21 protein-coding genes are annotated in these 25,794 nt (G+C 64.0%); 9 read left to right on the top strand and 12 right to left on the bottom strand.

Annotated features, from left to right (window positions below):
- Nucleotides 1-150 precede the first annotated feature (150 nt).
- Genes Q5064_RS06635 through Q5064_RS06610 form a run of 6 tightly spaced genes read right to left on the bottom strand, consistent with a single transcriptional unit; the run spans nucleotide 151 to nucleotide 4,977 of the window.
- Complete coding sequence (locus tag Q5064_RS06635; RefSeq protein WP_302963198.1) at nucleotides 151-1,140, bottom strand: 4Fe-4S binding protein; 990 nt, start codon at nucleotides 1,138-1,140, stop codon at nucleotides 151-153.
- An 11-nt stretch (nucleotides 1,141-1,151) separates the two neighbouring features.
- The gene (locus Q5064_RS06630) at nucleotides 1,152-1,790 is read right to left on the bottom strand and encodes a 4Fe-4S dicluster domain-containing protein (RefSeq protein ID WP_302963197.1); all 639 of its coding nucleotides are present in this window, start codon (nucleotides 1,788-1,790) and stop codon (nucleotides 1,152-1,154) included.
- Between the two features lie 42 nt (nucleotides 1,791-1,832).
- Nucleotides 1,833-2,528: a molecular chaperone gene (locus Q5064_RS06625; protein WP_302963196.1), complete on the bottom strand. Its 696-nt coding sequence runs from the start codon at nucleotides 2,526-2,528 to the stop codon at nucleotides 1,833-1,835.
- Between the two features lie 9 nt (nucleotides 2,529-2,537).
- Nucleotides 2,538-3,461 carry a hypothetical protein gene (locus tag Q5064_RS06620; protein WP_302963195.1) on the bottom strand — a complete coding sequence of 308 codons (924 nt, stop codon included), beginning with the start codon at nucleotides 3,459-3,461 and terminating at the stop codon, nucleotides 2,538-2,540.
- A gap of 14 nt (nucleotides 3,462-3,475) precedes the next feature.
- Nucleotides 3,476-4,102 carry a hypothetical protein gene (locus Q5064_RS06615; protein WP_302963193.1) on the bottom strand — a complete coding sequence of 209 codons (627 nt, stop codon included), beginning with the start codon at nucleotides 4,100-4,102 and terminating at the stop codon, nucleotides 3,476-3,478.
- Between the two features lie 11 nt (nucleotides 4,103-4,113).
- The gene (locus Q5064_RS06610) at nucleotides 4,114-4,977 is read right to left on the bottom strand and encodes a hypothetical protein (RefSeq protein WP_302963192.1); all 864 of its coding nucleotides are present in this window, start codon (nucleotides 4,975-4,977) and stop codon (nucleotides 4,114-4,116) included.
- Nucleotides 4,978-5,116: 139 nt separating this feature from the next.
- On the opposite strand from Q5064_RS06610, the gene Q5064_RS06605 reads away from it, so the two are divergent.
- A complete protein-coding gene (locus tag Q5064_RS06605; RefSeq protein ID WP_302963190.1) occupies nucleotides 5,117-6,322 on the top strand; it encodes a 4Fe-4S dicluster domain-containing protein in 1,206 nt (401 codons plus the stop codon).
- A gap of 19 nt (nucleotides 6,323-6,341) precedes the next feature.
- On the opposite strand, the gene Q5064_RS06600 is transcribed toward Q5064_RS06605, so the two are convergent.
- Entirely contained in the window at nucleotides 6,342-8,087 is a 1,746-nt protein-coding gene (locus Q5064_RS06600) for a LuxR C-terminal-related transcriptional regulator (protein ID WP_302963188.1), read from the bottom strand.
- Between the two features lie 405 nt (nucleotides 8,088-8,492).
- Here Q5064_RS06600 and Q5064_RS06595 point away from each other — a divergent pair, with 405 nt between their 5' ends.
- The 3 genes from Q5064_RS06595 to Q5064_RS06585 are packed head-to-tail and all read left to right on the top strand — an operon-like array spanning nucleotide 8,493 to nucleotide 13,552.
- Nucleotides 8,493-12,011, top strand: a complete 3,519-nt coding sequence (locus tag Q5064_RS06595) for a molybdopterin dinucleotide binding domain-containing protein (protein WP_302963187.1) — start codon at nucleotides 8,493-8,495, stop codon at nucleotides 12,009-12,011.
- Nucleotide 12,012: 1 nt separating this feature from the next.
- Nucleotides 12,013-12,675 carry a 4Fe-4S dicluster domain-containing protein gene (locus Q5064_RS06590; RefSeq protein WP_302963186.1) on the top strand — a complete coding sequence of 221 codons (663 nt, stop codon included), beginning with the start codon at nucleotides 12,013-12,015 and terminating at the stop codon, nucleotides 12,673-12,675.
- 4 nt (nucleotides 12,676-12,679) lie between these two features.
- The gene (locus Q5064_RS06585) at nucleotides 12,680-13,552 is read left to right on the top strand and encodes a DmsC/YnfH family molybdoenzyme membrane anchor subunit (RefSeq protein ID WP_302963185.1); all 873 of its coding nucleotides are present in this window, start codon (nucleotides 12,680-12,682) and stop codon (nucleotides 13,550-13,552) included.
- A gap of 229 nt (nucleotides 13,553-13,781) precedes the next feature.
- Here Q5064_RS06585 and Q5064_RS06580 read toward each other — a convergent pair whose 3' ends face one another.
- Nucleotides 13,782-14,951, bottom strand: coding sequence for an ATP-binding protein (locus Q5064_RS06580; RefSeq protein WP_302963184.1), 1,170 nt, complete (start codon nucleotides 14,949-14,951; stop codon nucleotides 13,782-13,784).
- A 366-nt stretch (nucleotides 14,952-15,317) separates the two neighbouring features.
- On the opposite strand from Q5064_RS06580, the gene Q5064_RS06575 reads away from it, so the two are divergent.
- Genes Q5064_RS06575 through Q5064_RS06560 form a run of 4 tightly spaced genes read left to right on the top strand, consistent with a single transcriptional unit; the run spans nucleotide 15,318 to nucleotide 19,487 of the window.
- Complete coding sequence (locus tag Q5064_RS06575; RefSeq protein WP_302963183.1) at nucleotides 15,318-15,977, top strand: 4Fe-4S dicluster domain-containing protein; 660 nt, start codon at nucleotides 15,318-15,320, stop codon at nucleotides 15,975-15,977.
- A 42-nt stretch (nucleotides 15,978-16,019) separates the two neighbouring features.
- Nucleotides 16,020-17,033: an NrfD/PsrC family molybdoenzyme membrane anchor subunit gene (nrfD, locus tag Q5064_RS06570; protein ID WP_302963182.1), complete on the top strand. Its 1,014-nt coding sequence runs from the start codon at nucleotides 16,020-16,022 to the stop codon at nucleotides 17,031-17,033.
- Nucleotides 17,034-17,088: 55 nt separating this feature from the next.
- Nucleotides 17,089-18,708 carry a molybdopterin-dependent oxidoreductase gene (locus Q5064_RS06565; protein ID WP_302963180.1) on the top strand — a complete coding sequence of 540 codons (1,620 nt, stop codon included), beginning with the start codon at nucleotides 17,089-17,091 and terminating at the stop codon, nucleotides 18,706-18,708.
- 20 nt (nucleotides 18,709-18,728) lie between these two features.
- Entirely contained in the window at nucleotides 18,729-19,487 is a 759-nt protein-coding gene (locus Q5064_RS06560) for a molybdopterin-dependent oxidoreductase (RefSeq protein ID WP_302963179.1), read from the top strand.
- Here Q5064_RS06560 and Q5064_RS06555 read toward each other — a convergent pair.
- Entirely contained in the window at nucleotides 19,484-20,395 is a 912-nt protein-coding gene (locus Q5064_RS06555; protein ID WP_302963177.1) for a MerR family transcriptional regulator, read from the bottom strand. The genes Q5064_RS06560 and Q5064_RS06555 overlap by 4 nt on opposite strands.
- Nucleotides 20,396-20,475: 80 nt before the next feature.
- On the opposite strand from Q5064_RS06555, the gene Q5064_RS06550 reads away from it, so the two are divergent.
- Complete coding sequence (locus tag Q5064_RS06550; protein ID WP_302963175.1) at nucleotides 20,476-21,405, top strand: DMT family transporter; 930 nt, start codon at nucleotides 20,476-20,478, stop codon at nucleotides 21,403-21,405.
- A gap of 247 nt (nucleotides 21,406-21,652) precedes the next feature.
- Here Q5064_RS06550 and Q5064_RS06545 read toward each other — a convergent pair whose 3' ends face one another.
- From Q5064_RS06545 to Q5064_RS06535, 3 genes are read right to left on the bottom strand one after another with little or no spacing between them, the layout of a single operon-like run.
- Nucleotides 21,653-22,096, bottom strand: coding sequence for a GatB/YqeY domain-containing protein (locus Q5064_RS06545; protein WP_302963174.1), 444 nt, complete (start codon nucleotides 22,094-22,096; stop codon nucleotides 21,653-21,655).
- Between the two features lie 47 nt (nucleotides 22,097-22,143).
- On the bottom strand, nucleotides 22,144-24,351 hold the full coding sequence (locus tag Q5064_RS06540) for an ABC transporter permease (protein WP_302963173.1): 2,208 nt from the start codon (nucleotides 24,349-24,351) through the stop codon (nucleotides 22,144-22,146).
- The gene (locus Q5064_RS06535) at nucleotides 24,341-25,099 is read right to left on the bottom strand and encodes an ABC transporter ATP-binding protein (protein ID WP_302963202.1); all 759 of its coding nucleotides are present in this window, start codon (nucleotides 25,097-25,099) and stop codon (nucleotides 24,341-24,343) included. The genes Q5064_RS06540 and Q5064_RS06535 overlap by 11 nt, the downstream gene beginning before the upstream one ends.
- Between the last annotated feature and the right edge of the window lie 695 nt (nucleotides 25,100-25,794).

The raw sequence follows: 25,794 nt of genomic DNA, 5'->3' as shown, positions 1-25,794 counted from the left end.
GTGGTGTTTTCGTGGGATCGGAGATGTGTATAAGATACTGTGTCGTGGGAGGGGAAAGGCCGATCAGGGAGAGGCTGGGGGATGATGCGGGCGCCCGATAATGGGGAAGGCGTCCGCACCGTGCGCCCCAGCTTATCCCGGGGAAGGAGGCTAGGACAGGGTGCCGGCCGGCTCGTCTAGCTCTGCCTCCGATGCTGCGGCAACACCGCGTGCGGTGCGTTCCGTGTCGGCCTCAAAGGCTGGAGCGCCGACCTTCTTCCGTGCGATCAATGGGAAGGTGATGGCATGACCGGGGCATGCATCGGCGCAGGCGCGGCAGCGGGTGCATTCGTTGAACGTGGTGCCGAGCTCGGGGTGGCGGGGGTTGATGGCCGCCTCGCACACCTCGGCGCAGCGACCGCAGGTGGCGCCATGGGCGGTTTCCAGGCACAGCTCATCGTCGATAGCCGGCTGGAAGGTGCGGTTCGCGCGGCCGATGAGGCTCATGAACGAGGAAATGGGGCACAAATGCGAGCACCACTTGCGGAAGAACACCACCTCGAGGAGCAACAGCACCGGCACCGCCACCACCGACCAGGTGACATCGCCGCCGCCGAACAGGGCGATGAGCAGGAAGATCATGGCGAACGAGAGGCCCACGGGGCACACCAGGCAGAAGACAGGAAAGCCGAAGATGGCCGCCGACAGCAGCGTGCCGCCCAATATGAAGTGGCGCGAGTCGGCGGGCTTGCGGTCGGCGCACGAGGCGCAGCCGCCGGCACAGGAGGTCTTCAGCGCCTGCTTCTCTTCTGTCGAAAGCGGGGTGGTGCTGGCAGGCGCCTCGGTGCCGGCGACGTCCTTTCCGCCGCCCTTCTTGAAGAGCCCGCGCAGCTTGCTCACGACGGGCACGGGGCATAGCCAGCCGCAGAAGGCGCGGCCTAACAGTAGGATGGCCGCCACGGCCAGCACCACGGAGATGACGGCGCGGGGCACGACCATCTTGGAGGCGAGCATGGTTCCCAAAGCGCCAATGGGGCAGATGAGCGAGATGGACTCCCAGCCGATGGCCGACAGGGTGCCCACGCTGGCATGGGCGGCGAAGGCCACGCCAGCGATTGCCAGCAGGCCGAGCGGAACGATGATGCGCAGTTTCTGACTCATAGCGGGCTCCTTCAGGCTTCGCTCTCGGGGACGACGATGATGGCGCGCGAGGTGGCGCCGGCGGCGTAGGAGCCTTCCTTCTGGGACACGCACACGTTCTGGCAGGCGCCGCAGCCGTTGCAGGCATCTGCCAGAACCACGGGGCGCCCCGCGTCGTCCAGCTCGATGGCCTCGTAGGGGCAGGCGTCGTAGCAGAAGCGGCAGCCGTTGTCGCGGTACCACGCCAAACACCAGTCGCGGATGAGCACGGCCTTGCCGATGATGACGGACTCGGCCGTGGCATCAGGCGCGAGGGTCAAAGCCTCGGTGGGGCAGGCGGCTACGCACAGCGGTGCGCCGCCGTTCTCCTCGTCGCAGAAATCGCACCAGCCCTCGTTGAAGTTCGAGGTGGGCGTCCGCACCGAGACGATGCCGTCTTCCAGGTGCGCCGGGCGCAGGGCGCCTCGCGGGCAGGCCTCCACGCAGCGCTCGCAGCGAATGCAGCCGGCGATGAGCCGCTCCTCGTCTTGGCCGCCGGGCGGTCGCACCTGGGCCTCTGCCGGCACCACCTTAAGCGCCCCCATGGCCAGAAGCGCGCAACCGCCGCCCACACCTAAGGCGAAGGTGCGGCGCGACAGGCCCGCGCCTGCTCGTTTCCTCTCGTCTCCCATGCTCTCTCCTCTGTTGCCCGCGCCGTCTTCTCGGCGCCTCTTCTAATCTTCGGCGACGAGGTCTTCCAAAACCTCGCGGTCGGTATCGAGAAAGCCCTCCGTCAGGAAGGCGAGTCCCCGGTAGAAATCGGTCTTCGCGAACTTCTTCATCTCGGCGGTCAAAAGCGGTGCCCAGGCGAAGAGGTGGTCGTCGAAGAAGTGGTATTGCGAGCGCACCCACAATGCGGCCTCGTCGTCCTTCCCGGCGCGCAGGGCCCGGGCCGTGCGCTCGGAGAGAATCTGCATGTACTCCAGCTCAAGCGCGATATGATCCTCGCCTTCCTTCCAGCTGTCTTGCTTGGAAAGGCCCGCGGCCCGGTACAGGGCCAGCACCTCGTCGCGCGCGCTCTGCATGAGCAGGCGCTTCTCGCTGGAATACACGCTCTCGAAGGGGTAGGCGGCCGCATGGCCCGAGTAGCCGTGGCCGAAGAAGACGCGCATGTAGTCGGCGGCCAGCTCGGTGAGGGTGTTCTCCCACAGGCCTGACAAGGCGCTCGCGATGAGGCGGTTGCCGGCGTCGGTGTCGTCGTTGCCGGAGCTGACGGGCCACAGGGTGCCGTGGAGCTCGGCGAGCAGCGCTTCGTCCACCTCCTTGGCGTACAGGCGCGAGAGCAGCCCGTAGGTGGCGGCCCGCTGGTTGAACAGGGCGATGAACTCGGCGGTCGTGAGCGCCGCCTCTTCCAAAATCTCCTCAGTCATGGCTCCTCCTTACCAGTTCACGCCATCGGTGGTGGTGGGCACGTCCGCGCAGGTGGCGTCTTCGAGCGCCGGTACCTCGTAGGTATCGGTTACCGCGGCCAGCGCTCCGGCCAGCGCCGCCCGGCCCGCCTCGGTGGTGTGCCAGGCGCCGTCGCTCCACACGAAGGCCCCGGCACGTTCCAGGCTTTCCACGAAGTGCTGCACGTAGAAGCGGCGGTTATCCGCCACGGCCGGATCGGTGTCCACGGCCACGGACATAAGGCCCATGGACGTGCCCGCCGCCTCGTCGGCCATGAGCAGGATGCGCTTGTATACCGGCAAGAACTCAGGCTCCCGGGCAAAGAGGCGCTCGATGCGCTCTGCGGGGTCGTCCTCGGCGAGCGCGGCCGTCCCCGCCTCGGTGGTGCGCCAGCAGACCGGCGGCGGGGTGGTGGGCTGCCAGAACTCCTGCCCATCTACCTCCACGATGGCAGGCGCCGCTGTCTCGGTATCGTAGGGCGCACCGTCGGCCGTCACGCGCTCCAGGGCGCCGGCCGCTTCCAGCATGGTGCAGAAGTTGGAAGGGCTGTACACCGAGAACTTGCGCCCGCTGATACGCTCGACAGCCTCCTTCAGAGAGCTCGTGGCCTGGGGTTGTTCGCAGGCGGCCAGCAGGCCCAGCAGCACGGCGCGGTGCGGCCGCATCTGCGAGAAGAGCTCGCGGGTGCGCTCGATAGCCGGACGGGCGGCCCAGGCGGGGCTGTCCAGGCTCACCATGTTCTCGATGACGGGCATACGGTCGGCATCCGGGGGCAGAAACTCGCTGCGACCCTCCACGTTGGGCAGGAAGATCTCCGACGAGTCAAGCTCGCGGTCGCTTCCCTCGTCGATGGCCCAGGTGTCCAGGGTCGGGTCGAAGCTGAAGTTGAACGCGGAAAGATCCGGTGCGCTCATGGGAGTTCTCCTCTCTAGTTCAAGCCGGCGTCGCGCAGAAAGCGCTGGCCGCCGACGGTCGTGGGTCGGGCTTGGCCCATCTCGCCGACAAAGCGGCTGGGGGACAGGCGTGCGAAGGGGATGCCCCCGCGCTGGACGGTGCGAAGCGAGGGAAGGCGGATCTGATCGGCCAGGGCGGCCTCGGCCTCGCAGAAATACGAGAGCACCACGTGGGTTCCCTCTGCACCGCAGAGGCGCCGGAAGGCTTCGCGCTGCTCGGTTAGAGCGCCCTCGGCCGCATTGCTGCCGCCAAGGGCCGCGGCCGTGGGCAGCAGGCCCTCGGTGCATCCCACCACGAACAGCCACGCAAACCCGCTCGCCGGGGCGCGGAAGTCGAAGATGACGGCGCGGGTGCGCTCGGCGGCAGGTTCGCCTTCGGCGATGTCGGCGCGCAGACCCATGGCCTCGCAGGCGCGGGCGAGCTGGCCGGCCCAGGTGCGGTTCGGTACGGCGAATCCCAAGCGTCGCGGCGTGACGAGCTTGTCGCGCAGGAGCACGGCGGCCCCGGCGGCAATGCCCTGCACCTCGGCCGCGGGGCTCGCCCACTTCACGAGGGCGTGCACTCCCGGGATGCGCGCGGCGTGCTCGGCGGTCTCAGCCATGGTCGGCCTCGCTAGTCCTCGAAGGAGCTGGCGTCGGCATCCCAGATGCGCGTGGTGCCGTCGGCGCCGATGACTGCCCAGCGGCGGTAATCCACCGCGAAGTCGAAGGGCTCCTCCTCTTCTTCCTGAACCCGCTCCGGGCGCGGCAGTGCATCGGAGTCGGTCGGCGGCACGGCGGTGTTCTCGTAGCTCTTGGCGATGATGTCCTCGGCCAGAAGCTCCTCGCGGGTCTTTGCCGGTGCGTCCTTGGCCGCTTCCGACACCGTGCCGGCCTCCTTATCGGCGTCGTCTGCCGTGTCTTCCTCGGCCTCCGGGTGCTCGACGATCCACGCCTCCCAAGCTTCGGCGCGTTGGGCGGCCCAATCTTCGGCACAAGGCAGCTCTACTCGCACGGCGCCGGCGAAGGTGCCGTCGTTGCGCAGCGCACGGGCGCGGCTTACGAGGACAGCGGCTTCTTCGGACACCGCACCGGCACCCTGGGGCCGCACCGCTACGGTAAAGGCGCTTCCGCCCAGCTCGATGTCCAGCGTGTCGAAGAATACCTCCGGGTAGCCGATCTTGCGCTGGCGGTCGTTGAACACCTTCATGTTGTTCCCGATCTTGCGCAGCATGTTGCCGATCCAGGGCCCCACGATGGCATTCCACCGTTCATCGGCTCCCTCGTCGGCGGAATTCAAATAGGAATAGGTGCCCATATTCACGATCAGGCGCGCTGTGTTGCGCACGGGTGCGTCCAGCTCCGGCTCCCCATGGGTGCGAATAACCGGCGTGCCGATATGAGCGTAGCTTCGATTGATCTCGAGGATGGTCTGCTCGGCGGCGACGCGCTCGTCAAGATCGAGCACGAGCGTCAGCGACGGTCTCAGCAAGGCCATGATCCCTCCTTCTCTCGATTCCCCAAGTACGCGGCTCAGTGTAGGAGGGCTTTCATAGGCGGAATAATATGGCTCCTATGATTTCGCCTATGAAATGGCCTTTATGATGGCGGAAACCACCGAGGACAAGGGGGAAGCCATGGCGAGCATCGACACCATGTTGGGACTTATCGGCAAGCTGGAAAGCCCGTACATCACCGTCCACCAAGAGCGCTGCGTGCTCGTGCGCAACCGCCATGCCGACTGCCTGCGCTGCGCCGAGGCGTGCGCGTCGGGCTGCATCTCCTACGACGGCGCGTCGCTTTCCGTGTCCCCCGAGCAGTGCATCGGCTGCGGAACCTGCGCCACCGTGTGCCCCACCTGCGCGCTAGAGGCGCATCATCCGGGTGACGCGGCTCTTGAGGCGGCGTGCGACGCGGCTCTTGACGCCGGTGCCGGCAGGGTGGCCATCGGCTGCGGCACGCTGCTCGACCGGGCCCGCGGACGCTTTGACGAGTCCATGGTCGTGCGCGTGGAATGCCTGGGGCGCGTGGACGAGTCGCTGCTCGTGCACCTGGCGGCTCAGGGGTCAGCCGAGGTGACGCTCATCCACGGCGATTGCGAGCGGTGCGCTCATCGGCGCGGCCGTGCCTGCGCCGATGCGGTCGCGGAGACGACGGGCCGACTCCTCTCGTTGTGGGGCGCTCCCATGGTCGTGCGCTTTGCGGGCAAGCTGCCCGCTGCGGTAAAGAAGGCGGCCGACTACGATGGTGATCGCCGCGCCCTCTTTGCGGAAGGGGCCCAGACGGCGGCACGCGCCGGTGCGCTCGTGGCCGAGCAGGCCATGGCCGAGGCCTTGGGAAAGGCGGCACCGTTTGGGGACGCAGAAGGAGAGGAGCGCCCTCCGGCCTCTTATTTGAAGGTGATGGACGACGGCACGCTTCCCCATTTCGTTCCCGATCGGCGCGAGCGCTTGCTCGACGACTTGGCCGCTCTCGGCGAACCGGAGGATGTCATGGTGGATACGCGGTTATGGGGCCATGTGATCATTCATCCCGAACACTGCACGTCCTGTCAGATGTGCGCCGTCTTCTGCCCCACTGGCGCGCTGGCGAAATTCGCTGACGGCGATGGCGTCTTCGGCGTGGAGCACCGTCCGAGCGACTGCGTGAAATGCCGCAGCTGCGAAGCCATCTGCCCAGCCGATGCCATCGAGATTTCCGAAGAGGTGTTCGCCGTCGATGTGTTGGGCGGTGTGACCGATCGCTATGAGATGCGACCACGGGAGGTGCGGCATGACACGCCGCACACCATCTGGCACAAAGCCCAAACCATGATGAAGACCGACCAGGTCTACGAGCGTTAGGGTCCCGTAACGCAGGGCCCTATTCCGCCTCCATGCTCTCCACCAGCTCGATGAGCTCGTGCTGGGAATGCACGTCGAGCTTACGGTAGATGTGCCGCATGTGGGTGTTGGCCGTGCCGGCGGAAATGTAGAGCGCTTCCTGGATGGCCGCGGAATTGCGGCCCTTCGCCAAGAGGAACAGCACCTCGGTCTCCTTGCGCGACAGCAAGAACGTGTCGGCCACAGCGGCGCACTTGCGCTTGAAACGCCCGGCCCGCTGCTCGGGAGATTCGGCTGTCTGCGATTGCGCCGCGTCCGGAACGGCGTGCGATCCCGTCTGCGCATCAGGCCGCAGGCTTTCCTTTGCCGCCTCTGACGAGACGGCCCCCGGCGCATCGCTTCCGGTGCCCTGCGCGCCCTCGCCGCCTGCCGCCATCGTCTCCGAGATGCTCGGATCGGGCGCTATCTCGTAGCGCGCCTCGCCGCTCATCAGCTCTTCCAGATCGGTATGGTCGGTAAACGACGGGCAGAACCGCCCGCGTTTCAGGGAGCTGCGCACCTCGGCGGCGTTGGGCAGCACGGCCGTGCCCAAGGTAAGGGTAATGAGTCCGATGAGGGCGAGTGCCAAAGGATCGTCCCCCGCGCCGGCCAGCACGCCGCCCGGCTGCAGCAGGAGAAAGCCTACGAGCGAGCCAGCCGACAGAAGGCCGTGGCCGAAGCCGAAGGTGGTGAACGCGCTCACCCGGTAGCTTTGGGCAATGTCGGAGTACATGACCCACAGGCTCGCCTCCAGCATGAAATAGCAGCTGAACAGGGCGAAGCAGTTGAAGAACGCATCGTCGCCGCAGGGTGCGCACAGCAAGGCCAAAAGCGCCGCTATGAGGGGCACGAGCATGCGGAAGGCGAAGTTGCGCGATTTGCGCAGGGTGAGCATGGCCATGATGAGGGCCAGCCCCGCGAAGAGGCTTGCCGTGAAGATGGCCGAGGCGAAGGCGTTGGCCGCCGCATCGCCCGCTTGGAACAGGTCGAGCAGGGGCCCCGTCAGCGCGCAGGTGCGCAGCACGCCCAGCAGCAGCCCGAAGACGAGGGACGGCACGCCGATATGCCCGGCGAACGAGGCCGTGCGCACGGGCATGGTCAGAAACGAGAACTCAAGCTTGTCCACCAGGTCGGCCGAGCACTTGTTCAGGCAGAGCAATTCCATGAACGGCAGCGCGAAGCACAGAAGAGCCCCGACGGGCGCGACAAGGGCGCTCAGGCTGATGGTGATGGCGAAGACGAGGGCGCTCGCGGGAACGGAGAGCGCCGTGCACAGGGCGATGGTGGGCAGGTCGCATACGCTGAAAGACACTCCGAAGCTCATGAGGAGCATGGCCGAGCCCACGCCGCTCGTTACGCCGGCGGCGACGAACACGGCGGCGGCCAGCGCGCCTGCCCCCAGCAGGTTCCCCGCCATGCACAGAAGCGTGGCCGCGGCCACGAGGATGGCGGCGATAACGCGGTTGCGGCGGATGTGCTGGGGTGTGTCGAACAGCGTGCGCGCCTGCTTCAAGAAGATGGCGTACATCAGCAGCGCCGCGGCATGGGTCGCGCCCGAGGTGGCCGATAGCAGCGTCTGCATGGCGGCCGTCTCGGGAAAGAGGATGTACTGGCCGTTGAACATGAAGAGATACACCCAGGCCCAATGCAACCCGAACCCGGCGATGAGCGCTGGCGACACCTTTCCGGGCGCGCCCGTCTCCTCTTCGCGATATTCCACTTCAACCTTGATGTGCGGCAGCTTCATGGTTCCCCTCTTCCAGCGCATACCCCGTAAGGGCGTTCCTCGAAACGCTCCTCCGGCACTTCTCTATGCAGCTGCTCCCCCATATGTCCGCAGCAAGATTTTCGCTTGGGCGATGATAACACAGAGTCAGCAACTCGGCGAAAAAATGACGGCCCTTTCAACTCGACCCCAGGTCAGGGGGTCTCATATGACCTTATCTCCGCAGAAATAATAAGCCGAATCATAGATGCCCTATGAAGGGGTGCACTGGCTGCCTTCGTAGAATTGCGCCCGTAAGGCACCGGTCTTCAAGCGTCCCGGGGAAAACGGCGCAGCGTCGCTCGACAGCGCGGCGTCGTGGGACATGTCGCCCGCAGACTCGGTGGGAGAAACGGCAAGGAACAGAAAGAGAGAGGTGGGGATTTTATGGCACAGCTAACCATGTCGCGACGCAACTTCGTGAAGACGATGGCCGTCACCGGCGCAGCTGCCGCAGTAAGCTCCTCGATGGTCGCTCCGATGCGAGCCCTCGCCGAAGACGCCGATGCCACCGCTGGCGAGCTGAAGCACGTGCGCACGTGCTGCCGCGCCTGCGGCAAGGTGGAGTGCGGCGTGTGGGTGACGGTGCAGGACGGCAAGGCCATCAAGGTGGAGGGCGACGAGTCGGCCCCCCAGAGCCGCGGCCATTGCTGCGCAAAGTCGCAGTCGTCCATGCACGCGGCGTATCATCCGGACCGTCTGCGCTACCCCGTGAAGCGCACGAACCCCAAGGGCTCGGACGATCCGGGCTGGGTGCGCATCACGCTGGATGAGGCCTTCGAGCTGACCGGCCAGGGCCTGGGCGAGTGCGTCGACAAGTACGGCGGACAGTCCATCTTCGTGATGTGCGGCACTTCGCGCGTGTGGTCGCTCGGCCCCTACCAGGGCATGAAGCAGCTGTTCGGCACCCCGAACGCGCATCTGGCCTATCAGGTGTGCAAGGGCCCGCGTCACTGGGCCGGCATCATGACCGACGAGATGGGCTCCCCCTGGATGGAGGTGGAGGCCGAGCCGAAGGTGTATCTGCAGTGGGGTACCGCGGTAGAGTACTCCAACTACGACACCACCAACCGCACCATCTCGGATGTGGCTCCGCATGCCACGGCGCACATCTGCGTCGACCCGCGCGTGACGCCGCTGTCCAAGGAGGCCGACATCTGGCTGCCCCTGCGCCCCGGCACCGACGGCGCGCTGGCGCTCGGCTGGTTCAACTGGATCATCGAGAACGAAGCCTACGACGACACCATGGTGCGCCGCTGGTCCAACGCCCCCTTCCTGTTCTGCGACGACAAGCCGTGGAAGACGGAAGGCTGGCTCGTGGAGGGCAACGGCGGCATCAACATGCGCACGAAGCTCATCACCGAGGCCGACATCAAGGAAGGCGGCAAGTACCAGCGCTTCATGGTGTGGGACGAGAACAACAACCGCCTGACCTACTGGGATGCCGAAGAGGGCAAGTGGGAAGGCGAGATGCACAAGATCCCGACCACCGGCTCGTTCATCGAGCACCCGCTGGAGGGCCTCGTGGCTCCCGGCTGGCTGCCCGACCCGTCGGTGTGGTGCGACCCGGCCGATGCCAAGTTCGACGCCTACTGGGACGAGGGCAACGAGAAGGGCAAGATGACCAACCCGGCCGGCCTGCCCAAGAAGCCCGCGCTGTTCCCCGGCGAGGTGGAGGTGCAGCTGAAGGACGGCAACACTTATAAGTGCCGCACCGTGTGGGATGGCTTCCACGACCTGACGAGCCAGTACACCTGGGACAAGGTGGAGGAGATCACCGGCGTTCCGGCCGACAAGAACGAGGAGGCCGTGAAGACGTGGACCACCCGCGTGGACCCGCGCCACGGCAACGGCGGCATCCACTTCCAGCTGGCCACCGACCAGAACGGCAACTCCATCCAGAACTGCCGCGTGCTGCAGATGATGTCCTGCGTGACCGGCAACTCCGATGAGCCCGCCGGCAACCGCGGCTCCTGCAAGAGCCAGTTCGACGGCAACCCGGGCCGTTCCAACATGCAGAAGGCTGCTCCCTACGGCGATGCGGCCAAGGTGTGGCCGGGCCGCGACTACTCGCTCGAAGAGGTCGCCAAGCACATGCAGGATTTCGTGCAGTACCTCATCGACGAGGATTCTCCCCTGGCCGAGCGCTACGGCAATGCGGTGCCCTCCGACGAGGAGGCCATCGTCATTGCCAAGCGCATGGGCGGCGCCATGCTGCCCTCCCAGGGCTGGCCGAATCCCGCGACGGTGTTCATGCGCCAGGCCGGTCAGGTGGACGCCGACCGCTTCCCGCTCAACCGCTTCTGGGCCCGTTGGGCCGATGCCAATGCCATCTGGGACGCCTGCCTGCAGGATCCGGACTGGTCGCTGGCCATGGAGAACGAGAACAAGGAAGTGGGCTACAACGTCAAGGAGACCCTGTACGCCCTGCACGGCGGCGTGTGCCAGTCCGGCGATATCATGAACATGGGAAACATCGCCCGTGCGTGGGATGCCACCACCCAGCTCGACTTCTTCGTCGATATCAACCTGTGGTTCTGCCCCAACAACGGCAACGCCGACGTCATCTTCCCCTGCCAGCACTGGATGGAGATCGACTCCACCCGCGTGTCCCAGGGCTCGGGTGGCATGTTCGGCTGCTGCTGCCAGGCCATCGAGCCTCCGGGAGAGACTATCTACGACCCTGACTGGAACGTGGGCATGTACAAGGCCATGGGCGTGCCGTGGAACACGAAGGACCCCGAGGCCGCGCCGGCCGAGAACCTCAACTACGCGCCGCAGTGCCAGACCTTCATCGACAAGTGGTCCGAGCAGCTCGGTGCCGACTACGACGCCTCGGGCGCGCCGAGCTACCTGTGGCCCGATCACGACCGCGTGCTGAAGGACAACGTGGACGCGTGGAAGACCGCCGAGTTCCCCGACGGCCCCACCTGGGCCGAGGCCAAGCAGTGGTTCACCGACCATGGTTGGATGGATTGCCGCGAGTGGCATCCCGAGCGTTGGGGCACCTTCCGCCGTCATGAGATGGGCTGGCGTCGTCAGCAGGGCGGCTTCAACCTGTTCCCGCTCGTGGACTTCCACCCCGGCTTCATGACCGCGTCGGGCCTGGTGGAGATCTGGTCGCTTGTGTGCGAGGCCTACATCTGCAACATGGGCGAGGTGCCGGAGGACTCCGACAAGTGGGCGCACTCCGACCTGCCGCAGTTCCAGGGCGACGACGATCGCTTCCCCATCTACCGCGAGCCTACCGACTCGCCGGTGGCCAAGCCCGAGTTGTACGACCCGGCGCTCATCGATCAGGCTGACGACACCTACTTCATGAACCACGGTTACAAGGACACCCTGAAGGCCATGCCCGAGAACATCTTCCTCATGACCACGGGTTCCCGTCAGCCTACCTACTTCCACTCCGAGCATCGCCAGCTGCCCTGGTGCCGCGAGGTGTGGCCGTCTCCGCGCATCGAGATGAACCCGAAGGACGCGGAGCGTCTGGGTCTCAAGCAGGGCGACTGGGTGTGGATCGAGACCCCGTGGGGCAAGGTCCGCGAGGTGCTGGATCTGTACTACGGCATCTCCCAGGGCGTGGTGAATGCCAATCACGCCTGGTGGTTCCCCGAGTTCGACACGGCCTCCCATGGCTTCGAGCTCGTCGGCATCAACTGCGTGAACGACCCCTACGGCCAGGACACTGTCGGCGGCTGCGCCACCATGCGCTCCACTCCGACCATCGTCTACAAGGCCACCGCTGAGAACTCCCCGTTCGGCAACCCGGTGCCGTGCGACCCGAACGGCGTGGAGTGCATCCATGACGCCTCCGACCCGCGCCTGCGCGAGTGGGTGCCCACGGGCAAGGGCCTGCGTGCCCGCTTCGAAGGCGAACCCGAGTGGGATGGGAGTGTGATGTAAGATGGCCCGCTACGCTATCGTTACCGACCTGAACCGCTGCGTGGGCTGCCAGGCCTGCTCGGCGGCGTGCAAGACCGTCAACGGCGTCATGCCCGGCGACTTCTGGATCAAGACCCTGCGCATCGGCCCCACGCCCACCCCGGGCGGCTCCGGCGACTGGCCCGACGTGGAGATGTACTTCCTCCCCATCCAGTGCCAGCACTGCGAGGATCCCGAGTGCGTGAAGGTGTGCCCCACCCAGGCCTCCCATGTCACCGAGGACGGTACGGTGCAGATCGACAAATCGAAGTGCATCGGCTGCCAGTTCTGTGCCATGGCCTGCCCCTATGGCGTGCGCTACCTCAACGAGGAGGAGCGCGTCGTGGAGAAGTGCACCTTGTGCCAGCAGCGCACCGCCCAAGGCGAGCTGCCCCAGTGCGTGGCCCAGTGCGGCTCCCGCGCCCGCTTCTTCGGCGATTTGGATGCCGGTATCGACTCCTTCCAGGCGCTCGCCCCCACCCATGACTTGGCGACGCCCTACGAGGAGATGATGCAGAACCGCACCACCCTGAAGGACTGGGTGGAGCCCTACACCGAGGCGGACGTGTACCACCTGACCGACACGGGCAACGGCCCGAAGCATTGCTACATCCTGCGTAATCGCACGTGGCAGGGAAAGGAGTAGCGCGATGGAACTGCAATGGCCCCTTATTCTGTTTACGACGCTTCTGGCGTGGTCTGCGGGCGTGTTCGGCACCCAGTGCCTCTACGCGCTGCGCGGCCAGGGCGCCCGCACCCAGATGCCGGCGCTCATCACCTCGACCGCGCTTCTGGTCGTGGGCGGCATCGCGGTGTTCTTCCACCTGGAGCACTGGGAGCGCATCTTCAACGGCTTCGGCCACTTGAGCTCGGGCATCACCCAGGAGCTCATCGCCATCATCGTGCTGTTCGTGGTGATGGTGGTCTACTTCGTGTACCTGCGTCGCGGCGGCGATGAGGCCAAGGTGCCCGCATGGCTTGCCGTGGTGGGTATCGTGATCTCGGTAATCCTCGTGGGTGTGATGGGTCACTCCTACATGATGGCCTCGCTGCCCGCGTGGGACACTGTCATGCAGATCGGCTCGCTGCTCGGCGCGGCCTGCGGCTTCGGCCCGGCCACCATGGCCATTCTCGTGGCCGTGAAGGACGAGTCGACCGACTACGCGGCCAAGGTGAACCTCATCGGCCAGGTGGTGAACGTGGTGCTGGTGGTGGCCTACCTCATCGCCATGCAGGCCACGGCCGGTGCCTACACGCAGGTTGAGTTCTGGTTCGACCCGACGAGCCCGACGCTCGACGTGACGCCCGACGGCTCCACCGAGCCCTTCTCCGGCGCGTCGCTCGGTTTCTCCATCGCGGCCATCGTGGCGGCGGCGTGCGGCGTGGCCGCCGCCTTCGCCGGCAAGGCCAAGGGCGACTGGAAGGTGTGGGGCGCCATCTGCGTGGCCTGCGTGCTCGTGAGCGCGCTCGCCCTGCGCACGGTGTTCTACATGACCGGTGTGAGCATCTACCCGTTCTTCTAGGAACAGCCGGGCGCGTGCCCGTGCGGTGCGCGCCCCCGCTTTAGCGGATAGACGGGTCAAGCGGCCCGCTTTCGACAAAGCGCCGCAACTGAGAAGGCCTCCCTGCGGGGAGGCCTTCTTCACGTTCGGAGGTGGTGTGCGGCTTAGATGCGGTCTAGCTCAGTTTCCCGCCCAGCTCTTTGGCGGCGACCGTTCTTATGCCGTTTGCCAGACGTCACGTCCGAACTTGCTAATAGTTGAGGCCGAAGGCCCAAAGGGGCACGACGTTGGCAAAGCCGTATTCGATATCGTCCTTAACCACGTATCCCCGCTCCGCACTTCGCACCTGGTCGGAGCCTTTGCTCTTGCCGCCCACCTCGAATGTAATGCCGTCGATTTCGAAGTCGGATACGGGGGATGCCGTCACCAGGTGGTTGACGCGCATCTGATTGAAGAAGAAGGTCTCGCGAACCGTTCCTCGATCGGAGTTCTCATCGCCAAGGTTCATGAGGATGTTGGAGTTGTCCAGATACACCTTTTCAACTTTGCCGAGCAGGTTGATGGACGAGCCGGATTGCCTGAGCCGGGCTATCATCCCCGCCTTCTCCATGAACATGAAGTAGTCCTCAAGGTTGTTGCGGCTCACCTCGATTTTGCCGGCAATGCTCGCCATGCTCGGCTTGAAGGGAGCCATGGTGCTTACGAGGGCCATCAGGCGTTTGAGCTTGCGGCCAGTCGCGGCATTCATGTTGGCGAATTGCGGTATGTCCACTTCCAAGGTGCGAGTGATCACCTGACCGAGCTCGATATCAAATTCAGGATCGCTTCCAAACGGATAATAGCCGCTTGCGAGGTATTCCCGGAAAAGAGGAAGGGGGTGCTCGACCCCCGGGATCACAGCTTTGTGGGCGAGTATCTCCTCGAGCGTATAGGGCTCGCAGCTGATGTTGTGGCGCATGGTGAGGAACTCTCGGAAGGAGAGGCCCTGCAGGTGGTATTTGGGGGCGCGGCGGCTGAGGTCGGCCTCACCCTTCTCGATGTCGAGCACCGAGGAGCCGGTGAAACGCACGCGCAGATGGGGGAAGGAGTCGTAAATCGCTTTCAGCTCGCGCGACCAGCCCTCGTATTTGTGCACCTCGTCGATATAGAGGAAGGTGCCGCCGTTTTTCGAGAAGGCCTCGGCGGTATCGAAGAGTGTGTGCTCCGCGAAGTACATGCTGTCGGCAAATACGAAGAGGGATTCATTTACCTGATCGCTGTTGAGGATGTGCTGAAGGAGAAGGGTCGTCTTGCCCACGCCGCGAGGACCGACAATGCCGAGCATGCGGCTCTCCCAATGAATATGCGGGTAGAGATACCGAACAAACCGATTCGGTGTGTTAGCGAGCAGTCGATGCATATTTTCATAGAGCTGATCCACGGGCGCTCCTTCACAGTATTGCACTCATTGAGTGCAGTATTCTAGCATATTCTGCACTCAATGAGTGCGATTTGCTTTTAGCTCTCTTAGGGTGCTTTGGCTTTTTAGCGAAGAAAGCCCTCGCAACGACCCGCGTCCCAAAGCTGAACTGCCTTCCATTTCTCGTTGTCAAGAAATGGAAGGCAGTTCACCGGGAGACCTCGTTTTTGCGTCCAGTTGCCAAATATCTGAGTGAAAAACTTTGATTTATCCCCTTGAACCTCCAGTAGCTGGAAGTTGTAGAGTCGCCTTGGCTCGATGGCCGGGCGACTTCTTTTCCGGGTCGCCCTAAGTTTCAAATCAGAGAAGAGGAAGGAGGTCGATGCCATGATGGCTCAGAGAGGCGTGACGCGCCGCATGCTTATAGGAGGGGCGCTCGCAATGGGCGGAGCGCTGGCAGGTGGTGCGCTGTGCGTGATTCCCGGGGGCACTTCGCAGGCGCAGGCAGATGAGGGGATCTCAACGGCTGATGCGCATCGCGATGGCATGCAGTACGGGTTCATCGTGAACGCTCATCGCTGCATCAACTGTGGTCATTGCATCGAGGCTTGCCGCCTGTGGAATCGCACGCCGGAGGAAGAGCAGGCGCGCCGACGCATCAGCACATATCAGGTCAGAGATGGTGGAGAGGTTTATCTGTCCACTTCGTGTATGCATTGCGAGCGCCCTTCCTGTATGGACGTGTGCCCAGCAGGGGCCATTACCAAGGGCGATGGCGGCATTGTGCATGTTGACGGAGACCGGTGTATTGGCTGCAAGTACTGCTATCAGGCATGTCCCTATGGTGTGCCTCATTACAACTCCAGCGGCATGGATAAATGCGATTTCTGCAGCGAAGTCGGAGTGGAGCTGGGCGATCGCCCCCATTGCGTTCGGGCCTGCAAGACCGGAGCCCTGCGATGCGGCCCCTTGGACGAGCTGCTTGCTAAATCGGAGCGGGTTCGCCAGCTTGATGGGCCAAATGGGCCGTCGCTGGTGCTTCGCTGAGGGCGCCGGGAGAAGAGTCGAGAGGTCGGAGGAGTATAAGCTATGGAAGGACTTGAGTTGGTGTGGGGATGGCAGCCAGCAGCCTACCTCTTTTTGGGCGGTTTGGGGGCAGGCGCCTTCGCAACGGCGGCGGTCTTGTTCTTGCATGATCGCGAGAAGGCTCGCCGGGCACTGAACATGGCCATGTGGGCGGCGCTCGGCTGTTTGGGGCTGGGACTGCTCTTCCTCGTCACCGAGCTGGTGTTCCCCCTGCGGGGAGTGCTTTTGTGGCAGAGTTTCAGCCATTTCACCTCGTGGATGACATTTGGTGCCTGGGTGGCGTTTGCCGCCATGGCGGTGTTTTTCGCCTGCGCCGTGCTTACTTGCCCCCAGGTACAGAAGCTCGTTGACGGTCGGCGGAACGCAACCGCGGATCAGCTGAAGGATGGTGGAGAAGCTGCCAAATCGCTGTCTGATCGGGTAGCGCGCCCGCTGTATCAGAGCAAGGCGGTGACGGTTCTGATGGCAGTGGGCCTGGTGCTGGCCCTTGGCGTTGCGGCCTATACGGGCATGTTGCTCATGTCGGCTCCAGGCGTCCCGCTGTGGAACAGCCCGTTTCTCCCGTGCTTGTTCACGGTGTCGGCCCTCGACACCGGTGTGGCATTGGTGGAGCTGCTTGTTATAGCGACACGGGAACCCGTCGGGAAAAAGGCGCATCGAGGGCTGGAGATCGCCGTCGTTGCCCTGGTGCTGCTCGAGGCGATTGCCCTCGCGGCGCTTCTCACTTCGGCGCTCAACGGGTCGGGCGCGGCGGGGGCTGCATCGGCGGCCGCAGCGACGTTGCTTTTGCAGGGCGGCTTTGCGCCGTGGTTCTGGCTCGTGTTTGTGGGCCTCGGGCTGGTCTTCCCCCTTGCCGCTGCTATTGCGGGGCTTGCTGCGTCGAACATCTTCATGAGAAAGGTTACGGTTGTGGGGGCGGCGGGGGCCTTGGTAGGCGGTTGTGCGCTCCGGTTTCTCGTGGTGTTCGCGGGTATGCACGCCGACTATCTGGCGTACGCCGTCGCGCTATTGAATTGATGACAGGATCTTCGCGTTTTGAAGGCGATGGGAATATGAGAGAAGGGATGTAGTTATGAAGCGAAAGTTATTGGCAGGGGGAGTGGCGCTGGCGTTGGCCGCGACGGCCTCTCTCGCAGGCTGCGCGCAGGGCGCCGTTTCCGAGACGGCCGATCCTGAGCTGGTTTCGGCGGGGTTGCCGAAGATCGTGGAAAAAGACGATGGCACCCTTATACAGATTACGCCAGAAGACACCATCGACGATGTTGCGTACTTCAAGCAGCCGGGGTTCCAAGCCTACAATACGGTATACCTGGATGCCGACAACCGTGGCTGCAAGTCGTGCCACGAGGATCTGCGCCAGCTGCTCGCAGATGGGGAATACGAGCACCCGGGACTCAACGGCATCGACTGCGAATGGACGGTGGACTCCTGTATCGACTGCCATGAATACGGCCGCGGTTCCTACCAAACAGTCGAGGACTCGTTCTCCACGATGATTCATGCGATCCATCGCGATGATGCCGACTGCTGGAGCTGCCACGATACTTCCACTACCGATGAGTCGTCGAAGAGCACCATGTATCTGTGGGATGCCGTCAAGCATGCGAAGCTGCGCGGTATCACCGACATCGACAGCGATGGCATAACTGGGGCTTTCGCATCCACCCAGGACGGTGCTGTGTCGCAGGAGGAGCTCTTCGACCTCAACGCCATCTACTTCGATTGGGATCGTCTGCGCCGAGACAATCGGGTGGAAAATGTGCCGCTGGATGAAAGCCTTCTAGACGAATGGACTATCACCGTGGGCGGCGCTGTGGAGCAGGAGAAAACCTGGAGCCTGCGGGATCTGATGGAGAACGCGCCTTCCGAGACCCATCTCATCAAACTGCACTGCACCCTTGAGCCCAATGGCGGCGGCGGTATCGGCCAAGTGGAGGCCACGGGCATCCCCCTGTCGTTCTTCACCGAGCAGGTGGGCGTGAAGGACACGGCAGTTTCCATCATGCTCCAGGGACAAGAGGGCTACGCCGCCGGTACCACCATGGAGAGCATCAAGGATCAAACCGCAATGGTGGTCTATGAGATCAATGGCGAGCCGGTGTCTTGGAGCAACGGCTATCCCTGCTTGTTCATGACGGGGGGCACCGGTGCTGGGTGCTTTGTGAAGGAGCTTTCCGGCATCCAGTTCTGCGATGCTCAGACGACGGCGGAGAACGGTCTGGGCGATCGCAACGGCTGGTGGGACCAGGACTACGTTATGGTGAATACCCCCAACGCCGGCATCATCGGTCTCGAAGAGGGTGAGATCGTGCAAGCCGGACAGCCGCTGACTATCGAGGGTTATGCCGATGCCTATGATCGTCCCATCGTCGCCATCGAAATATCCATGGATCGCGGCAAAACCTGGAAGCGCTTCGACATAGAGGAGAACAATACCGATCAATGGGTGCGCTGGTCCTACGAGTTCACCCCTGAGGCGGACGGCGCCTACTGCATCGCGGTGCGAGCTCTTACCGATCCGTCTCTCGAGCAGACCAATCCCCAGCGTCGTATCCTCGATGCCGAGACGGGCGAATGGGAATTGATCAGCACTCCTAGCGTGACGCCAGACCCCGTTGAAGTGATGTTTGTGGCTCATTCCGATCTGGACGCATTGCGCACTGCGGCCGCGAGCGAAGCCGACGCTCAGTAACCAGGAGGGAGAGAAAAGTTATGAAGAAGACGCAAGTTATGAGTTTGGCGGCCTCTGCGCTGCTCGTTGCTGGAAGCGCGACTTCTGCGACCGCCTTAGCTGCCCAACCGGCTCTGGCCGACAGCGCGATTGACGAGGGTGTCGTGGCTGATCGAGCGGGCAACCCTATGGTTCTGCTGCCGAATGCGGCGGGTGCCTTCGATTATTCTCAGGGGGCGCCTTCCAGCCTGGGCGAGATTCGCCAGGCACTCGGCCAGATTCCGCAGGTTCTTTGCGGAGCGCAGGCTCCGGACTCCCGGAGTCTTTCCGAGACTGAAGCCGCGGCGTGGTCGGTGACGGTGGGCGGAAGCGTGTCGTCGGCGTTTACGGCTACGTTGGGCGAGCTGGCTGAGGAAGGCGAGGCCCGCGTTGTCATGATGGGATGCTCGTGCGCCGGCAATCCGGCGGGGGAGTACGGGGCGGTCAACGCGGAGACGACCGGCGTGACCCTCGCTTCCATCATGGAGCGCGCCGGTGTTTCGGAAAGCGCCAACACGGTGGTGTTTACCTCCGAGGACGGCTACGAGGTGGCGTTGCCCCTCAGCTTCGTCAGGCATCGCTATGCCATGGTGGTATATGCCATCAACGGCGCGGAGTTGGCCAATTCCGTAGGCGGCACGAACCAGGTTTGGATGGGAGCGACCTCGGCTCAGAACTTCGCACGCAACGTCGTATCGATCCAGTTCGAGGAGCGCGAGACGCCGCCCGCGGTTCCGGGACTCGTTGAAGTGGGCGCCTAGGCTTCTACCCGGAGAACAATCTGAAAGATGTCCTCGGATTTCCCGTGCATGAGCGCTGGGATATCCGAGGGCACTTTTATGAGGAAGTCGCCGTCGGGGGCAAGGTCGTTTTCCTCCGCATGGCGCAGAAGGGTCTGTGCGGCTCGAATGGTAGCCCGCTCGTTGGTTTCCTCATCGGCCATGCCCCGACCGCCCATGGTGAGGTATTCGCCGGAGGGAACGATAGTGAGACGATTCTCCAGGGCGTCCCACGCTACGGGGGGCACCACGACGAAGGCGCTGGCGAAAGCTGGGCTGCGATCTCGGCACGCCTGCAAGGTGTAGCGGGCGCCTACGTTGCGGAAAAGCAGGGAGAGGGGGATTTCCAAATGCTCTGCGTCGAGGGTTTCGGCAATGGCGATCTTAATGGCGCGCAGATCGCGCAGCCAGATGGCCAGGGCGTCTTCATAGTCAAAGCTGGTGGTGTTCGGCAGGCTGCTCTCTCCCATGGGGAACTCCCAAATTCGCTGTTCGGGAAGAAGCTCGCGGGTAATGGGGGCCGCTTCTGCCCGATAATGCTCAAAGAAGTCGAGCCCGCGGAGCATCTCGCGGGTGGCTGCGAGGGACGCGCTGACGACTTGCAGCTGGTGATCGAGATCGGCGATGCGTTCCGCGAGTGCTCGTCGCAGAACGTCCTCGTCGCTCGTGTCGATGATCGTTTTGATATCCTGCAGGGAAAGCCCGGTTGTCTGCATCTGCTGAATGAAATCGAGGGCGGAGCATTGTTCCAGGGAGTAGTAGCGCCGACCGTTCTCCAGGTCGATGCGGTCGGGCACAAGGAGGTTCTTGTCGTGATAGAAGCGCAGGGTCTTATCGGAGATGCAGTTCAAGGACGCCATGCGCCCGATGCTCAGCCAATCCTCTTCCATGGTGCCCCCCCTCATGGTACGTCATGGTATGCCAGTAGTATAACAAGGAATGTGGAGGGGTAGGCAAGGAAGGAACTGGTATGGGAGGCAAAGGGCAGCTGCATTATCCGATTGTCGGCGCGGCCCTGCTGATTCTCGCGGCTGCTTTGCGAGGCGCTGGAACGCTTGCCGTGAAGGATGCCGTCGACATGTGTGGGTTCGCGGCGGCTGTCGGGCTGCGCTTCGCCCTGGCCGCTCTGTTTCTCGCGGGCGTGGGTTCCCGGCATCTTGTGAGGGGCTTGTCGCCGACGCTGGTGCTGCATGGCGTTGCCCTTGGTGTAATTTCTGCTGGCGTGTTCCTGCTCAATCATGCGGGCCTTGCTTTCGTGAGCCCGTCGCAAAGCTCTTTTCTCACGTCGACATATTGCGTTGCGGTTCCGTTCGTTGCCTGGGCATTTGCGCGAGTGCGCCCGAGGGCTTCTCTCATGGCGGCGGCGGTTGTGGCGGTCGCGGGCATATGGTTGCTGTTCGAGGGTGCTGAGGGCCCTGGGTTCACATGGGGAGCCACGCTGAGCCTGCTCGGTGCCGGGCTGTTCGCCGTGCAGGTTGTGGCAACGGGAGCGATGGTCGATGCCCGAAACGCCATCGCACTGTCGGCGGTGCAGATGGCCACCGTGGGCATCATCGGTCTCGGTATTGCGTTGCTGCAGGATGGCGCTGGGGTCATGAAGGCGGTCGGAACCCTTGACGTATGGGGCCTGATGGGGTTCGTCGCAGTGTTCTCAACGCTTGTGCCGCTGCTGTGCCAGAATGTAGGACTGCGCTTCGTTCCTCCGTCCCTGGCCTCTATTCTGCTGTCGACCGAGGCGGTGTTCTGCGTGATTACCTCGGCGATATTAGGCACAGAGTCTCTTCAGGGTATGAGCTACGGCGGCTTTGCCTGCATCTTCGCAAGTGTTGTTATCGCGTCGATGGGAAGCGCCCGAGGTATGGGGGATGCTTCTGCCCCCTCGGGTGAGGAAGCGCTTTAGTCTCCCGCGGCAGCGCATCGGCACCACTTCGTTGTCGTGCTAAATGGTACTGAGAAGTGCGCTCAATAAGTGCGCCTCTTCTTCAAATCCTGCACTCATTGAGCGCAGTTTGCTTTAACTCTTTTAGGTCGCTTTAACTTTTTTAGCGAAGAAAGACTTCCCGGTCGGAGGAGGTCTTTGGGATTGAGAAGGCCTCCCGAGGGAGGCCTTCCTTGCGTTCGGAGATGGTGCGCGGCTTAGATGCGGTCTAGCTCAGCTTCCCGCCGAGTTCCTTGGCGGCGGCTGCCTTGTCGAAGTTGCCGCCGGTGCGCTTCGTGAGCTCGCCCATCACGCGGCCCATGTCCTTCTTGGTGGTGGCGCCGGTGTCGGCGAGCACCGCGTCGATGAGCGCGATCAGCTCGTCGCCCTCCACCTGCTTCGGCAGATAGCCTTCCAGGATAGCCACCTGCTCGGTGAGGGTGTCGGTGCGCTCCTGGTTGTTCCCCGCCTTGATGGAGCCGTCGAGCGTCTCCTTCGTCTGCTTGATGACGCGCTTGAGCATGGCGTCCACGTCGGCCTCGGTCACGTCGCGGCGCTCGTTCACCTCGATGGCCTTCAACTCGGTGTGCACCTGACGCAAAATGTCGCGGCGATGGTTGTCGCGTGCCTTCATGGCCGCCTTGATCTCGTCTTGCAACGACTGGTATTCCATGCTGGTCCTTTCGCCTGCGGAAATTTCAGGCTCCATCATAGCGCTTTTTACCCCTCGGTGAGGGCGGTTTTCGTGATGCCGCGGGCGGCCAGGTAGGTGACGAGCATGTAGCCGCCGTAGATGACGACGGTGAGCCCTGCGGCCATCATGATGGGGGTGAGGGTGCTCACGCCGATGGCATCGAACATGGAATCGGACAGCACGCCGATGGCGCAGGACGCGTGGCATACCGCCAACGCCAGCGGTACGAGGAAGTACACGAGCACCTGGGCCAGCAGCGAACGGTAGATCATGCCCGCGTCGCAGCCGAGCTTCCACAGGATGCGGTAGCGTGGCGCCGAGTCGGAGGCTTGGCTCAGCTGCTGGATGGCCAGGATGGCGGCGGTGGACACGAGGAAGATGAAGCCGATGTAGAGCGCCAGGTAGGTGATCATGAGGCGCAGGCCGGCCGATTGATCGGTCATCTCGTGGGCCGTGAGGATGCGCGTAACGGGCCACAGCAAGCTTGCATAGGGGTCGTCGGCGCCGCTGCGCCCCTTCTCGAAGCCGCCCATGTCCGCAGGCTGGGTAGCGGCCACGATGTCTCCTAAAGCCGCATCGTTTTGGGCGGCGGTCTTGCCGTTGTCGGCGTACATCACGTTCAGTATCTGGGTCGTGGGAATGAGCCCCTCGGCGCGCAGAGCCTCCACCGCTTCATCGGGCACCACGAAGATCAGCGCAGTGGCGGTCATGGCGTTGTCCTCCATCTGCGTGTCGTAGATAGGGCCGGCCAGGGCGAGCTCTTGGCCCGCCACGGTAATGGTCGGGGCCGCCTTCAGCACGGCATCGGCCAAGGGCTTGACGATCTCCATGTTGTTTGCCAGGCCGCAGGTGCCCGGCTCAAGCTCCACGGCCGGCTGCCCCTGCAGAGCGCGGGTGGCGTTGAAGTCGGACAGCGACACCACGCCCACGGCGGTATCGCGCACCTTCCCCAAATCGTCGAGGCGCATGTCGTCGGCGCTCGCCACGGTCTCGGCGGCGTTGATGAGGGGGTCGTAGGTCATATCGGGCAGCGACCAGGTGGTCACCTGGGCCCACTCGCCTATCGTCTCGGCCCACAGCTCGGGCGCGCCCGCTTCAAGCACGGCGGCCATATCCCAGTCGTACTCTTCGGCGATGGTCAGACGGTCGGGGGCATCGGCTTCCATCTCGGCGCGGCGCTCGCGCTCGCCGGCCGAGGAGCCCGGTGTGCCGTCAGGGCCGTACCACACCCCGGCGCTCAGACTGGCCGAATAGGGATTGGCCTTCTCCACGCCGCCGACAAACACCTCCACGAGCCCCATGCCCGACGAGAACACGGTGATGGAAAAGAACAGCAGCACGCACACGGCCCACAGCGACAGAAACGCCGTGTTCACCTTGCTGGCGATCTGGCGCACGGTGAACAGGTTCAGCTTGCGCAGGTACACGCCGCGCAGGTGCGTGAGCACGGCGATGGCGAAGCCGGCAAGCGACCAGAAGAACATGAGCGAGCCCACGAGCATACCGATAGTGGCGCGCACGAACTCGGGTTGGTCCATCATCACCAGGCCGTTCTCTATGAGCTGTTGGTAGGCGTAGGCCAAAACGGCGATGGACGCGATGAACACCACGAGGCATACCCACGGGTTACGCACGCCGGCCCGCTCGTTCTTCTCGCCGGCGCGGATGAGGTCGATAAGCTTGCAGCGGCTCACGGTGAGCGTGTTGAACAGAGCCACCACCACGTAGATGGCCGCGAAGCAGATGAGGGTGGTCACGAGCGCGTCCGGTGAGAACACGAACTGGTAGTTGCTCATGGTGGTGCCGAACAGCGCCGCGGTGAAGAACGACAGCGCCTGGGACAGCAGCACGCCGCAGATAAGTCCCACGGCCAGCGAGATGAGGCCCACGAGCACCGTCTCGTACAGCACGATGCGCGACACATGCCCCGGCGTCATGCCGAGCACCAGGTAGGTGCCGAACTCGCGCTTGCGGCGGCGGATGAGGAACTGATTCGCGTACAGGATGAGGAAGCCCAGCACGCAGGCCACCACCACCGAGAACATGCCGAGCATCTGGGTGGTGGCGTCGAAGATGTTCGATGACGCCGAGCTTTCCATGTCGAAGAGAATCTGCTGGCTGCCGATGGAGTTGAACGCGTAGAACACCGCCACGCCGAACAGGAGCGTGATGAAGTAGACGGCGTAGTCGCGCACCGATCGGCGGATGTTGCGCAGGGCGAGTTTAAGATACATGGCCGGCCTCCCCGCCGAGGAACGACACCACTTCCATGATGCGGGCGAAGAAGGCGTCGCGGCTCTCGTCGCCCCGGCGCAGCTCGTTGAACACGGCGCCGTCCTTGATGAACAGCACGCGGTTCGTGTAGCTGGCGGCGAAGGCATCGTGGGTGACCATCATGATGGTAGCGCCCATCTGGACGTTCATCATCTCCATGATCTCGAGCATCACGGTGGCCGCGCGGGAATCGAGCGCGCCGGTGGGCTCGTCGGCCAAGATGAGCTTCGGGTCGCACACCATGGCCCGTGCCGCGGCCACGCGCTGCTTCTGGCCGCCCGACATCTGGTAGGGGTACTTGGAAAGCACGCCGTCCACTCCGAGGCGCGCGGCTATGGCGTTCACCTTGCCGGGAATGGTTCGCGCCGGCTCGCCCTTGATGGTGAGCGCGAGCGAGATGTTCTCGAAGCCGGTGAGGGTGTCGAGCAGGTTGGAGTCCTGGAAGATGAAGCCCAAATCGTCGCGGCGGAACTTTGCCAGCTGGCGGCGGGACATGCCGGTGATGTCGCGGCCGCCCACGATGATGTGCCCGCTCGTGACGGTGTCGATGGTGGACACGCAGTTCAGAAGCGTGGTCTTGCCGGAGCCGGACGGCCCCATGATGCCGACGAACTCGCCGGCGACCACGTCGAAGGAGATGCCGGCGAGGGCATGGGTGACCGAGTCGCGGCTGCCGAAGACCTTCTCGATGGAGCGCACCGACAGGATGGGGGAGCCCGCAGGGCGCGGGGCAGCCGCGTGGGCGCCGTGGGGCGCGGAGGCAGGGGCGCCGGCTGTGTGGGCGGCGCGGCCCGCGGCGGCCGAGGAGGCCCCGGGTGCGTAGCTGTCGCGCGAGAAGGCGGCGGCCAGGCCCTCGAGGGCGTCGCGGTCATCGGCGGAAAGCGGCAGCGGCGTGCCCGGGTCGGTGGGGTTGGCGCCGAAGGCCGAGGGGGTGGGTTCGGTGTACACTTCAGCCATTAGTGGTAGCTCCTCTCGGTCTTGGGCAGCTGGTGGGCGATCATGGCGCCCACCACCCCGATGATAGCAACGGCAAGGATGATTTTCCCTGGCATGTTCACGGCGTTCCTTTCTCTCGGCGAATGCGGCTCGGCTCTTCGCCCCTGCTGGAGGCAGTCGAGCATGCCCTATCCCTCCAAGCTCGACTTCGGGATACTCCGATTCGCTCAGACAGTCCTCGCTCGGCGGAACAGTCCGCCGGACTGTTCCGTTCGCTGCGGAACTCGCTCGGTCGAAGCATCCCGAAGCCGAGCTCTACGTAGTCGGGGTCGGCGCATGCCCGGCATAACGTGGGTTGCGAGCCTGGTTTCATCCTAGGGAAAGGGACGCGGCGGCTCCATCGATCGGGCTTACGCTTACCTTACGAACGTGTCAGGTTGGGAAGGGCACCCCGGGGGACGCCGAGC

Source organism: uncultured Adlercreutzia sp. (genome assembly GCF_958431955.1).
In the GTDB taxonomy this organism is placed as follows: domain Bacteria; phylum Actinomycetota; class Coriobacteriia; order Coriobacteriales; family Eggerthellaceae; genus Adlercreutzia.
Note: the sequence above shows the minus strand (reverse complement) of the source record. Positions and strands in the feature narration are given on the sequence as shown.